The organism is Bacillus sp. FSL L8-0528 (assembly GCF_038593085.1).
Classification (GTDB): domain Bacteria; phylum Bacillota; class Bacilli; order Bacillales; family Bacillaceae; genus Bacillus; species Bacillus paralicheniformis.
Window position 1 is genome coordinate 2,212,695 of sequence record NZ_CP151961.1, and the last position, 11,789, is coordinate 2,224,483.

14 protein-coding genes and 1 pseudogene are annotated in these 11,789 nt (G+C 45.5%); 9 read left to right on the plus strand and 6 right to left on the minus strand.

The window, feature by feature from the left end; genetic code table 11:
* The first annotated feature begins 171 nt into the window (after positions 1-171).
* The 5 genes and pseudogenes from MHI30_RS11080 to MHI30_RS11100 all read left to right on the plus strand — a co-directional run bounded on the left by MHI30_RS11080 (position 172) and on the right by MHI30_RS11100 (position 2,099).
* A pseudogene (locus tag MHI30_RS11080) lies at positions 172-773 on the plus strand (TetR/AcrR family transcriptional regulator C-terminal domain-containing protein).
* 101 nt (positions 774-874) lie between these two features.
* On the plus strand, positions 875-1,000 hold the full coding sequence (locus MHI30_RS11085) for a hypothetical protein (RefSeq protein WP_020451800.1): 126 nt from the start codon (positions 875-877) through the stop codon (positions 998-1,000).
* Between the two features lie 21 nt (positions 1,001-1,021).
* Positions 1,022-1,477 carry a YndM family protein gene (locus MHI30_RS11090; protein WP_020451801.1) on the plus strand — a complete coding sequence of 152 codons (456 nt, stop codon included), beginning with the start codon at positions 1,022-1,024 and terminating at the stop codon, positions 1,475-1,477.
* Positions 1,478-1,597: 120 nt separating this feature from the next.
* The gene (locus MHI30_RS11095; protein WP_272914536.1) at positions 1,598-1,840 is read left to right on the plus strand and encodes a DinB family protein; all 243 of its coding nucleotides are present in this window, start codon (positions 1,598-1,600) and stop codon (positions 1,838-1,840) included.
* The gene (locus MHI30_RS11100) at positions 1,800-2,099 is read left to right on the plus strand and encodes a DinB family protein (protein WP_272914535.1); all 300 of its coding nucleotides are present in this window, start codon (positions 1,800-1,802) and stop codon (positions 2,097-2,099) included. Before MHI30_RS11095 ends, MHI30_RS11100 begins: the two co-directional genes overlap by 41 nt.
* 42 nt (positions 2,100-2,141) lie before the next feature.
* Here the strand turns inward: MHI30_RS11100 and MHI30_RS11105 are convergent, their stop codons facing one another.
* The 4 genes from MHI30_RS11105 to MHI30_RS11120 form a co-directional block, all read right to left on the minus strand.
* Complete coding sequence (locus MHI30_RS11105) at positions 2,142-2,768, minus strand: FMN-dependent NADH-azoreductase (RefSeq protein WP_020451803.1); 627 nt, start codon at positions 2,766-2,768, stop codon at positions 2,142-2,144.
* A gap of 120 nt (positions 2,769-2,888) precedes the next feature.
* Complete coding sequence (locus MHI30_RS11110) at positions 2,889-3,377, minus strand: TraR/DksA C4-type zinc finger protein (protein ID WP_075754225.1); 489 nt, start codon at positions 3,375-3,377, stop codon at positions 2,889-2,891.
* Positions 3,378-3,491: 114 nt separating this feature from the next.
* On the minus strand, positions 3,492-3,836 hold the full coding sequence (locus MHI30_RS11115; protein WP_020451808.1) for a PH domain-containing protein: 345 nt from the start codon (positions 3,834-3,836) through the stop codon (positions 3,492-3,494).
* Between the two features lie 433 nt (positions 3,837-4,269).
* Positions 4,270-4,479: a DUF6501 family protein gene (locus MHI30_RS11120; RefSeq protein WP_043928038.1), complete on the minus strand. Its 210-nt coding sequence runs from the start codon at positions 4,477-4,479 to the stop codon at positions 4,270-4,272.
* 268 nt (positions 4,480-4,747) lie between these two features.
* On the opposite strand from MHI30_RS11120, the gene MHI30_RS11125 reads away from it, so the two are divergent.
* A complete protein-coding gene (locus MHI30_RS11125; RefSeq protein WP_059230638.1) occupies positions 4,748-6,235 on the plus strand; it encodes an aldehyde dehydrogenase family protein in 1,488 nt (495 codons plus the stop codon).
* A 124-nt stretch (positions 6,236-6,359) separates the two neighbouring features.
* The gene (locus tag MHI30_RS11130; protein ID WP_236808571.1) at positions 6,360-7,607 is read left to right on the plus strand and encodes an MFS transporter; all 1,248 of its coding nucleotides are present in this window, start codon (positions 6,360-6,362) and stop codon (positions 7,605-7,607) included.
* Between the two features lie 194 nt (positions 7,608-7,801).
* Here the strand turns inward: MHI30_RS11130 and MHI30_RS11135 are convergent, their stop codons facing one another.
* Positions 7,802-8,338, minus strand: a complete 537-nt coding sequence (locus tag MHI30_RS11135) for a GNAT family protein (protein WP_075754223.1) — start codon at positions 8,336-8,338, stop codon at positions 7,802-7,804.
* Between the two features lie 17 nt (positions 8,339-8,355).
* Positions 8,356-8,757: a cytidine deaminase gene (locus tag MHI30_RS11140; RefSeq protein WP_065643862.1), complete on the minus strand. Its 402-nt coding sequence runs from the start codon at positions 8,755-8,757 to the stop codon at positions 8,356-8,358.
* Between the two features lie 230 nt (positions 8,758-8,987).
* Here MHI30_RS11140 and MHI30_RS11145 point away from each other — a divergent pair, with 230 nt between their 5' ends.
* Positions 8,988-10,880 (plus strand): prenyltransferase/squalene oxidase repeat-containing protein, encoded by a 1,893-nt coding sequence (locus tag MHI30_RS11145; protein ID WP_065643861.1) that lies wholly within the window; start codon positions 8,988-8,990, stop codon positions 10,878-10,880.
* Positions 10,881-10,930: 50 nt separating this feature from the next.
* Positions 10,931-11,716, plus strand: coding sequence for a superoxide dismutase (locus MHI30_RS11150; RefSeq protein WP_237562621.1), 786 nt, complete (start codon positions 10,931-10,933; stop codon positions 11,714-11,716).
* The last annotated feature ends 73 nt before the right edge of the window (positions 11,717-11,789 follow it).

The window sequence follows — 11,789 nt, forward strand, 5'->3', positions numbered from 1 at the left end:
ATGAGGCATGCTTTTTTATACGTAAATATTGAACACTGTGTTGATTAATATTCATCATGTTTATTATAATTGCACAAAAGGCGAATGCAATGAACAATTAATCAGCAAATGTTAAGTTCTCAACACAAACATGGACATTGTTGATTTTCATGGACCGTCAGGAGGATTTGTATGACTGGACAAAAAAAAGACCGCAGGGTAAAGCGCACGAAAAAAATGATTAGAGACGCACTTTCTGAACTGATGAAAAATAAAACGTTTGAAGAGATATCCGTCACGGACATTACAACGAAAGCCGATATTAACCGCGGCACGTTTTACTTGCATTACGAAGATAAATACGATTTGCTGGAGCAAAGCGAGGAGGAAATTATCCAAGAGATCAATAACATTGCTAAACGCTCGATTCACTCAATGGACATATTAAATCAGGAAGTGATTGACCATCCGCTGACGTCGTCGATATTTTTCAATATATAAGAGAAAACGAGGTTTTTATGAAGGCAATTTTAGGCCCTAAAGGCCCGGGTTCTTTCCGTTTGAAATTCAAATCGGTTTTGAGCATTAATTTAAGACGGCTGAAAAAAGCGATCAAGACGGATCCGATCGTACCGGAGGACTACTTGATTTCCTATATAACCGGCGCTCATATCAGCGTCATGCAGCAATGGCTGGAAAACGGCATGAAAGAGACGCCGCATGATATGGCGCTCATTTTATCAAAAATAACCGGGATGGGCCCTGCATACGCGGCAGGACTGAGAAAAAAATGACAGGCTTTCAGGAAGAGGGATAACCCTCTTTTTTGCTTTTTTCGTGGTATGTATAAGAAATCAAAAACAATCCAAAATATAGTGAAAAAGGTGGTGAGACCATGCAGAAGAAAGGCATTCAAAACAGCAGCCTCGAGCAGCTGAAAAACGACCACGAAACAGAAAGCGCATTCCAGCAGGATAACAAAAGCAATAAACAGCAACAAAACAGGAATGCTTTAAAATAAGCTGAAAGGTGTGGAAACGAAATGAAACATGTAAGAGCATTGTGTTTAAAATTCATTGTGAGCCTTGTCCTCTTATATGTGGTGCTAACTCTGTTTTTTGGCGTTCCATTCGGCGAAATGTTTGTTTTGACATTGTTTTTAGGTGTGATCTCCTATCTGATCGGAGATCTTCTTCTGCTGCCGAGAACAAACAATACAACAGCGACAATGGGAGATTTTGGACTTTCCCTCGTACTGATCTGGGCGATTCTCGCCATGCAAAATAATCCGCCGTATGGTTCGCTAGCTGCAGCTTCAATCGTGTCAGCGATCGGCGTCACAGTGTTCGAATATTTCTTCCACCGCTATATGGAAGCCAACGTTTTGGGCGAAACGGAAAACGAAAAACGGGAAAAGCCAGGCTCATTGCAGTATCAAAGTGAAGCATCGGAAGAGCTTTACCCGGTTACCCCGTCTAAAAAACAGGACGAAGACTAAGCACAAGAACCTGCCGATCGGCAGGTTTTTTTACGTTTATGACCAGAGGCATTTTTCATAATTAAAGGAATATGAGTCTTTTTCACGAATTGATATTAAAAAAGTGAGGAGGACAAAAAAATGACACATAGCGCGCTAAAGCATTTAGATTATCACAATTGGGCGAATCAAAGGGTGCTCACCCACCTGAAAAGCCTGCCTGAAGAGCTGTTCACTCGGGAAATCAAAAGCGTTTTTCAATCTGTATCTGAGGTTGTTACCCATATGTGCGTGGCTGAAGATTATATCCGGAGCCGCTTACGAGGAAGCAAAGGAAACAGGCATGCGGCTGAAAGAAGGATTAAAGGGGAAAAAGATCGATGACTTCATTTCCCTCTTCCATGACACAGCGCTTCAATATGAAACGTTTTTTGAAAATCTTGAAGACCCCGATGGTGAAATCACGATTGCACATCCGGCATTCGGCAAAATCAAAACGCCTGTTAGCGAACTCCTTCATCACGTGGTCAATCACGGCACGTACCACAGAGGCAACATTTCAGCGATGCTGAGACAGATGGGTGAAGCAGGTGTGCCGACAGACTATGTTTATTATTTATTAAGCATGAAGCAGCCGACATAAATAAAAAACCCTTGTTCCGCTTTTGGAACAAGGGTTTCACAATTAAAATGATGCTGCAAGCTTTTTAGCTTCTGCTAAGCCGTTTTCAATAATTTTTTGAGCGTCGTCAGGAACAGCGTTGTGTCCTTCGATGACAACGGTATGCAGGTCTTGAACACCGAAGAAGCCCATGACGGTTTTCATGTAGTTCAATGACATTTCCATTGCAGCCATCGGTCCTTCAGAATAGAAGCCTCCTCTGGCATTTAACAGAGCAACCTTCTTGTCTCCCATCAAGCCTTTAGGTCCTTCAGGAGTGTATGTAAACGTCACTCCTGCGCGGGACAAGTAGTCCACATAAGTGTGAAGTACAGCTGGAACAGCAAAGTTCCACAATGGGAAAGCAAAAACAACTTTATCGGCTTTGACGAATTCGTCCAAGTAACGGTCCGCTACAGCTGCAGCTGCTTTTTCTTCCTCGTTCAATTCCATGCCTTTTCCTGCTTTAAATGTCCCGTTAATAGCATTTCTGCCCAGGTACGGCGGGTTTTCTTTGTAAAGATCAAGCTCTACAATTTCATCGTTTGGATGATTTTCTTTATAGCTGTTAAGAAACGCATCATAAAGTTTTACAGATACAGCTTCTTCAGCAGTACGGTCATTAGCTTTAACAAACAATACTTTAGACATTCTATTTTCCTCCCGTGCTAACGTTTCAATATTTACTTACAAATAGTATGTTACTTTCTTTTAAATAGAAAGTCAACTCATTTATTTTTCTGGCCAAAAAAAAGCACCCGTTTGGGCGCTTTATTTGGAGTCCTGCTCCTGGTCAAGCCGTTCATAGACGTATGAATGCTTTTGATCCATCGTTTCTTTATTCGTCAAATCCTTCATCTGCCGTGTAAATTGCCGGTCATTCTCTGTGCGGTCTTCATGTCTTGTGTCTGCTTCCGCTTGAGCTTCGGCCGTTCTTCGCGCATATGGAACCGCTTCAAGGCGTTCATAAGGGATTTCTTTTCCAGTTGCTTCACACCTTCCGTATGTGCCGTCTTTCATCCTATTTAAAGCGTCTTCGATCTCTTTCAGCAAAGCTTCGTCCGATTGCCGGAAAGCCTGGTCCCTCATTCGTTCGGTATACACACCGGCGTGATCGGCAAGATGATTGTCAATACCGTTTGACAATTCGCCTGTTTCTTCATTCATCGGCTGTACCTCAGACTTTGCAGCTGTGATTTCGTTTTTTAAGCTGATTAATTTATCGTAAAGGTGCTGTTTTTGTTCCTCTGTCAATGCCATGTTGATCATCCTCCTTTCTTTTTCATTACCCGATTGCCGAAAGGGGAAACCTGCATTTCTCCGCAAAAAAAAGACCGTTCGTTCGCAAAATAGCGTTTGAACAGCCTGTTGAGATTATGCACATAAGTATTTTGATAACAGCGCTTGAATTTCAAGCATGTCGGTATCCTTCGTAAATTCCAGGTCAAAGATTTTGCTGCTGGTCATCAGAGAAAGAGAACTGTCTGGATTGAACATGCTGACTTCTCTAATCGCAAAGCCTTCAATCGATCTGTATGGCAGAAAGACGCGGACTTTCTTTTTGGAAAACAGTTTATTATCAAAAAAAATAATCCGCTTGTTCGTAAAACAAATTTGATCTATCCTCAGTCTGCAAACCGATTCAATTTTTTCTCCTTCTATGAGCAGCGGTTCAAATTTTTTGCCGTCTGCTGTCTTGCTTGCTGAAAAAACGCCCAATCAAAACCCCTCTTTCTGTATGTCCAATTTATGTTTATGCACAAGGCAAAGTATGCTGTCAGTTACTAATAAGGATACGATAACCCTGATTTATAAACAATTACGAGCAGATTACATTTCTTTAACGCTATATGTTTGTTTTTACTATCAATTCATACGCCCGGCGGACGCGTGAGGTTTCAACTTTTTATCAGTTTTTTTAGCTTATTTTTCGTTTGCTACCAATCAAAAGGTGCATAACGGATAAAACAAAAAACCGCAGCAGGATGTTCTTCCTCTGCGGTTCTCTTTTGACTATTATGCCTTTTATGTACATATCAGGCGCTTTTCCTGCTTCGGTCACGCAACTGATTCAGTCAGCCGATTTTTTATGAATGCGTGCGGTTTTTGTTCGACTACCATTCATTGCTGTTGATGACCCGCGCGAATTGATTCAGGCTTTTACTTCTTCAAAGTACTCTTTGTAATAGCCTCCGACTTTGTTTGTATTATCGATGATAAACAGAAACTCTTCCGTTTCGTTTTTGACCTCGTATACGTTACCGACGGTCAGCGCTCTGTTGACGATGTACTTTTTGGCATCGGTATGTATGCACTTTACTTTTTTAATGGTTTTATTGTTCTGCCATTTTTCGTGAATCATGTGGATGTCTCCTTTTTCATACGTCCTATAGTTTCCATTGTAGCGTTTTTTCGCCGAAATGCAATGCGATCTGGAGGCGAATGTGATTTTAAAGAGCATGGATATTGATTTGGTTTCATTCCCTGTTATAGAATGGTGGTGTATAGTTCCAAAATCAGAAATATATCCCTCTTCCATCCACGCAATGACCGAATCAAAAGACAAACCAGCATCAAGACAACTCACCCGAAGACAGACCAAAATTTCAAAGGAGGTTTGTTTGACAAACATGAGTTCATTAACAATGCAGGTCAGTAAAAAGCTGGAGTCATTTTTGCAGGGAACAAAGAAGCTCTATATTAACGGGGAATTTGTAACCAGCGCCTCAAACAAAACGTTTGAGACCCCAAACCCGGCGACTGGTGAAACGCTCGCCACCTTATATGAGGCAGGTCCCGAGGATGTGGACAAAGCGGTGAAAGCCGCGCGGGAAGCCTTTGACCGCGGTGAGTGGCGGACGATGAACCCGGCCGAAAGAAGCCGGCTGATGTACAAACTCGCCGATCTGATGGAGGAACACAAAACGGAACTGGCTCAGCTTGAAACGCTGGATAACGGGAAGCCGATCAGCGAAACGACCGCAGGCGATATTCCGCTGTCAATTGAACATATGCGCTATTATGCCGGCTGGGCGACGAAAATAACCGGACAGACGATTCCTGTTAACGGACCTTATTTCAACTATACACGACATGAGCCTGTCGGAGTTGTCGGGCAAATTATCCCTTGGAACTTCCCGCTTCTGATGGCCATGTGGAAAATGGGAGCCGCCCTTGCAGCGGGATGTACGGTTGTCTTAAAACCGGCGGAACAAACGCCGCTTTCCGCTCTGTATTTGGCAGAACTGATCGATGAAGCAGGCTTCCCGAAAGGCGTCATCAACATCATTCCTGGCTTCGGTGAGACGGCCGGAGAAGCTCTGACCGATCATGCCCTTGTCGACAAACTGGCATTCACAGGGTCAACGGAAATCGGCAAAAAAATTATGGAGAAAGCGGCCAAATCGGTTAAACGGGTTACCCTTGAACTCGGCGGAAAGTCGCCGAATATCATCCTCCCTGACGCCGACCTGAAGAAAGCGATTCCAGGCGCACTGACCGGCGTCATGTTCAATCAAGGCCAAGTGTGCTGTGCGGGATCACGCGTGTTCATCCATAAAGACCAATATGACAAAGTCGTCGATGAAATGGCCGCTTATTCCAAATCGCTCCGCCAGGGTGCGGGCCTTCATGAAGACACGCAAATGGGACCGCTTGTCAGCAAAGAGCAGCACGAACGCGTCCTCTCGTATATTGAAAAAGGACGTCAGGAGGGTGCGAAAATCGCAGCCGGCGGAACATGCCCTTATGAACAGGGATACTTTGTTTCTCCGACTGTATTCACCAATGTCGAAGACGAGATGACAATAGCAAAAGAAGAAATCTTCGGTCCTGTTTTGGCGGCGATCCCTTATGAAACGGTAGATGAAGTGATCGAACGGGCCAATCGCAGCGAATACGGCCTTGCTGCTGGCGTATGGACGGAAAATTTGAAAAACGCCCACTATATCGCCGACCGTCTGCAAGCCGGTACCGTTTGGGTCAACTGCTATAATGCCTTTGACGCTGCATCCCCATTCGGCGGCTACAAACAGTCGGGACTCGGACGTGAAATGGGCTCATACGCTCTGGATAACTATACAGAAGTAAAAAGCGTCTGGATTCATACAGGCGAATAACGCAAGACATGAGTTTCTGCAGCCGCCCTGTCGATCAGGGCGGTTTTCTTTTTGTGGAAATAAACATTTATAGATACATATGGTAAAATGGATGATAGTTTAAATCGACTGGAATGATAGAATCGTGTATTCTTCCTCTCTTAGCAAAACCCTCTGGAATCAAAAAAGCTTTAGATACATATGGGCGTCACAAACAGCACAGGCTGTCGGATCGATTTTGATGACGATCATCGTCATGGTCGATGTGTTTAAGGAAACGAACTCTGTATTCGGATCGGGTCTGGTTTTGGCTTTATCCTCGTTCGGCAGTGTATTAGGCGGTGCGATGGCTGCTTTTGCTATTCAGCGCCTCGACCTGCTTCAAACAGCGGCTTGTTCAACATGGTTCAGAGCGGTCTGCGCATTATGCATCGGCTTATGCCAATCGCTAGGCTTACCCTCTTATATCATTTATATGCTGCTGTTTTTGCAAAGCTTTGTCGGCTCCTGGTATTCTCCCGCACAATTAGGTTTACTGTATCAAGCGATTAAAAAGCGCGATTACGTGGCTGCATCGGGAAGCATCGTAACGGTCAACCAGTTTGTTCAGGCAGCAGGCTGGGGGCTCGGCGGCTATTTAACCGTTTTGACCCAGACTCACACGCTGACAGTGTTTACAGCAGGACTCTTTTTCGTATCAGGGCTTTTAATCAAATTGCCTGATTTGAAAACAGCGGTTATCCCTCGCCAAAAAATCCGCACACAATCAGTCTGGCGCACTGTATACAGGAAGAAAACCGTTTTGCTGCTTACGATGATGGACATGTCAGAAGGTTTAGCAAATGCGGTCTGGACTTCCGCCGTTTTGCTGGCTTTTACGAAAGAGGTGCTGAATAAAGGAGAGGCTTGGTGGGGATTCATCAATGCCGGTTATTTTTTGGGAGCAATTTTGGGCGGCATTCTCGCTGTGCTCTTTTCCAACCAGCTCAAAAAAAGGCTTGGCCTCATGATTGTCTTGGGTTCTGTTTCAATGGGAATCACAACGCTTTTATTCGCCTATTCGTCAAATCCCCTCCTTTCGGTCATCCTCTGTATCATGATGGGTCCGCTTTATCAAGTAAGAGACGTCAGTCAGACGGTTATCCTTCAAGATACGTTGACAGATGAAGAGCGTGCACCGGTTACCGCCGCCAAAAATACCATTTTGACTGCATGGTCTGTTTTAACAATCGCCATTATGGGGGCTTTGGCTGACTTGATCGGGGTGCAAAGCGTATTTATCGCTGCCGCTGTATTATATGCCGGAACAGCCGCTGTCACATTTTTCGTACGGGATGTGAGAACGTACAGCCAGTCTGCAAGGCAGCACACGAAAGAGGAGATAGAACGATGAAGCTGCTGTGGATTTTTCTCATCAACGGTATATTTGGAGTGATCGTTTTAGAAAAAAAGAAGCTCATTTGATGACAATGGCGCAGATTGCCGGCGGCCTGTTTTCGGCGGCATTTGCAGCCGTTCAGCAAAGATTGAAAAATAAGAATGAACAAAGCGGCGCTCAGTAGAATAACATGCTGCGCGTCCTCTGATTCAGCAGAATATCAGCTCTTTGTATTCCCGCTTCAATATCCCCATAATGATTTCATCTGAGTACTGTTCATTCATATAAAGAGCCTCCCTGACCGTACCTTCCCTTTTAAATCCGGCTTTTTCATATGCTTTCAGAGCGCGCTTATTGTGTGAAAAGACTTCGAGCTGGAGGCGGTTAAGATCGAGCCTTTCGAATGCAAACTGCATGGCCAGCCGCACCGCTTCAGAACCATAGCCTTTGTTCAAATAAGCGGGGCTGTGCAAAGCGATTCTAAACCCCGCTTTTCGATTCGTCCGGTCGATGTCAATGATGGACAGATCGCCTAACAAAAGATCGTCCTCCTTTAAGCAGACGGCAAAATCATAGCGCGTCTCATCGCTTGTGATTCTCTCGTAGTGCTCATAAAGGTCTTCCATCGTAAATTCACGTATCGTGCCCGTCATATACCTGATGTATTCATTTTGAGCGGCTTTATAAAAGCTCTCCATATCGCCTTTTTCAACAGGCCTGAGATAAACTTTACGGCTCTCGAACATCGAACGCGCCTCCCCTGCTATTTTTGATACGCAGCAAACCAATGGTATGGCTGTATTTCCTTTAAAGATTTATAAACCAGACGCCCATCCGGTACAGTTACAGCTGCTTTAAGATCCGGCCCCCAATAAAAAAGTCTTTCCTGGCATACCCCGCACGGCGTTAATACCTTGCATTCGGAATGTTCATCATCTCTCACGACACAAACAGAGTGCGTAATTTTTGCCTGATACTTATGGGCTTCGAGAATGGCGCCCGTTTCAATGCATAAATCGGTTGAAGCGTTGATTACTTCCGGCGCTACGCTCGTCAAGATTCTTCCGTCTTCGGTGTACATGGCGGCTGCCCCGCCCCATCCGGTCGGATACCTCTTTTTGATCAATTCGACTGCGGTGTCATACAGCATCTGTTCAATATTCATTCAGCAACATCCCCCAAACATTGTTTCTAAGGTCTCTCTTTTTACAATACCTGAAAATGGAACAGAGGTAAATGAAGATATTCATGATTTCCTGATCATGCTCACGCATGCCCACACTGACGAATGCCTGTATACTCATCACATATTCAAAATCGCTGTTCTTCTGTTTTCATCCGGTTGGCATGACACATTTCCGAAATGAATACAGTAAAATGAAGGAGATGAGAAGATTGCGTTCTTTACTAGAAGACGTGAAAGCTTTCAGACAAAAGACGCTCGCAAAGCTTCAAAATAGACAGAGACCTGATGGTTCGTGGCGGTTTTGTTTTGAAGGGCCAGTGATGACAGACAGCTTTTTCATTTTGATGCTGACTTCACTTGGCGATCAGGACTCTTCTCTCATCGCAAGTCTTGCTGAACGAATCCGTTCGAAGCAGAGCGGAGACGGTGCATTTCGCAATCATCCGGATGAAACGGCAGGCAATTTGACCGCGACAGTCCAGGGCTATACCGGGATGCTGGCTTCGGGGCTCTATGACCGGAGAGATGCGCATATGCAGAAAGCCGAGGCATTTATTAAGGCCGCAGGCGGTTTGAAGAATGTGCACTTTATGACGAAGTGGATGCTCGCTGCCAACGGGCTGTATCCATGGCCGAGAGCCTATATTCCGCTTTCGTTTTTACTGATCCCGCCCTATTTCCCGCTTCATTTTTACCATTTCAGCACATACGCAAGAATTCATTTTGTCCCGATGGCCATTACGTTTAATCGACGATTCTCTTTAAAAAACAACCAAATCGGCTCGCTTCGGCACCTGGATGAAGCCATGTCAAAAAATCCTCTCGAATGGCTGAATATCCGCTCTTTTGACGAGAGAACCTTCTATTCTTTCAATCTGCAATGGAAACAGCTCTTTCAATGGCCGGCTTATGTCCATCAGCTCGGATTTGAAGCGGGCAAAAAATATATGCTGGACAGAATCGAAGAAGACGGAACACTATACAGCTATGCGAGCGCGACCATGTTCATGATTTACAGCCTGCTAGCGATGGGAATATCAAAAAACGCCCCCGTTGTTAAAAAAGCAGTCGGCGGAATCAAAAGCCTTATTTCATCATGCGGAGAGGAAGGCTTCCATTTGGAAAACTCAACTTCCACTGTCTGGGACACCGCGCTCATCAGCTATGCCATGCAGGAATCCGGAATACCTGATGAACAACATTCTTCCATCTCATCGGCAGCGGACTACCTTCTCAAAAGACAGCATGTGAAAAAAGCGGACTGGGCGGTCTCAAATCCTCAAGCGGCACCGGGAGGGTGGGGTTTTTCACACATCAATACAAACAATCCCGATTTGGACGATACCGCTGCGGCATTAAAAGCAATTCCGTTTCAAAGGCATCCGGCTGCCTGGAACCGGGGGCTTACCTGGCTTTTATCAATGCAAAACAACGACGGGGGGTTTGCAGCATTTGAAAAAAACGTTGACCATCCGCTCATCCGAAATCTGCCGCTCGAATCTGCCGCTGACGCAGCGGTCGATCCGTCAACGGCAGACTTGACTGGGCGCGTTCTTCATCTGCTCGGACTTAAAGAGCGGTTGACAGATGACCATCCCGCGGTCAGACGCGCTCTAAGGTGGCTTGATCACCATCAGGAAGCTGACGGCTCGTGGTATGGCAGATGGGGCGTCTGCTTTATTTACGGGACATGGGCCGCACTCACCGGAATGAAAGCCGTCGGGATTTCCCGCAACCACGCGTCTGTCAGAAAAGCGGTCTCCTGGCTTAAATCGATCCAGCTCGAAGATGGAAGCTGGGGAGAATCTTGCAAAAGCTGTGAAGCGAAGCGTTTTGTCCCTCTTCACTTTGGAACAGTTGTTCAATCTTCATGGGCGCTGGAGGCGCTCTTGCAATATGAGCGTCCGGATGACCCTAAGATCTTAAAAGGGATTCGTTTTCTCACCGATGATCACGAAAGCTCGCCTGAGCGACTCGAATACCCGACGGGAATCGGGCTGCCGAAACAATTCTACATCCGCTATCACAGTTATCCTTTTGTGTTTTCATTGCTCGCTTCAAGCGCATTTATTAAAAAAGCGGAAATGAGGGAGACATATTGAATGCTTACAAAGAAAAAATAGCGTCATGGGCCAAAGATCTGAAAGACCAAATGAAAGATGATCCTTCTTTAGAAAGCCATTTAGAAAAACTTTTTCAATCACTGGATGATCCTCGTGCGACCGAACAGGAATGGTATGAACAGGCAGAAGCCGTGTATCAAGCCATCTCCCGCAGTGATGCGTCTCAAGCAGGCCGGCAGCCATTCAGAACAGTGCCGATCGGAGGCCACCGCCTGCCAAGCCTGCCCTACTCGTATTCAGCCCTTGAGCCTTATATTTCAAGAGAAATTATGTTTCTTCATCATACAAAACATCACCAAAGCTATGTCGACGGCTTGAACAAAGCTGAAAAAGAACTGCAGAAAGCCAGGCAAACCAAACAGTTCGACCTTGTAAACCACTGGGAAAGAGAGCTCGCCTTCCACGGAGCCGGGCACTATTTGCACACTATATTTTGGTACGCGATGCACCCAAAAGGAAAAAGGCGGCCGACAGGCGAATTGCTGGAAATGATTAACCGTTCTTTCGGCAGCTATTCGGCCTTTAAAGAACAATTTTCCGAAGCGGCGAAAAAGGTGGAAGGCGTGGGCTGGGCGATCCTTGTCTGGGCGCCTCGCTCGCACCGCTTGGAAATTCTGATCGCAGAAAAACATCAGCTGATGAGCCAATGGGATGTGATCCCCCTTCTCCCGCTCGACGTATGGGAACACGCATACTACCTTCAATATAAAAATGAAAGGGCAAAATACGTCGATAATTGGTGGAATGTCGTTGACTGGAGAGAACCTGAAAGGCGGTTTGCGACAGCAAAGCGCGTTCTATGGGAGCCCTTCTGATACAAATTCAAATGGCGGGACTTCAAACTATTGAAGTCCTGTTTTTGTTTCGATTGTGAAGCCGGACATCGGC

Bases quoted from the DNA above. Each gene is read 5' to 3' on its own strand.
- MHI30_RS11085 (WP_020451800.1), top strand. From the start codon at position 875: ATGCAGAAGAAAGGCATTCAAAACAGCAGCCTCGAGCAGCTGAAAAAC.
- MHI30_RS11090 (WP_020451801.1), top strand. From the start codon at position 1,022: ATGAAACATGTAAGAGCATTGTGTTTAAAATTCATTGTGAGCCTTGTC.
- MHI30_RS11095 (WP_272914536.1), top strand. From the start codon at position 1,598: ATGACACATAGCGCGCTAAAGCATTTAGATTATCACAATTGGGCGAAT.
- MHI30_RS11100 (WP_272914535.1), top strand. From the start codon at position 1,800: ATGCGGCTGAAAGAAGGATTAAAGGGGAAAAAGATCGATGACTTCATT.
- MHI30_RS11105 (WP_020451803.1), bottom strand. From the start codon at position 2,768: ATGTCTAAAGTATTGTTTGTTAAAGCTAATGACCGTACTGCTGAAGAA.
- MHI30_RS11110 (WP_075754225.1), bottom strand. From the start codon at position 3,377: ATGGCATTGACAGAGGAACAAAAACAGCACCTTTACGATAAATTAATC.
- MHI30_RS11120 (WP_043928038.1), bottom strand. From the start codon at position 4,479: ATGATTCACGAAAAATGGCAGAACAATAAAACCATTAAAAAAGTAAAG.
- MHI30_RS11125 (WP_059230638.1), top strand. From the start codon at position 4,748: ATGAGTTCATTAACAATGCAGGTCAGTAAAAAGCTGGAGTCATTTTTG.
- MHI30_RS11135 (WP_075754223.1), bottom strand. From the start codon at position 8,338: ATGTTCGAGAGCCGTAAAGTTTATCTCAGGCCTGTTGAAAAAGGCGAT.
- MHI30_RS11140 (WP_065643862.1), bottom strand. From the start codon at position 8,757: ATGAATATTGAACAGATGCTGTATGACACCGCAGTCGAATTGATCAAA.
- MHI30_RS11150 (WP_237562621.1), top strand. From the start codon at position 10,931: ATGAAAGATGATCCTTCTTTAGAAAGCCATTTAGAAAAACTTTTTCAA.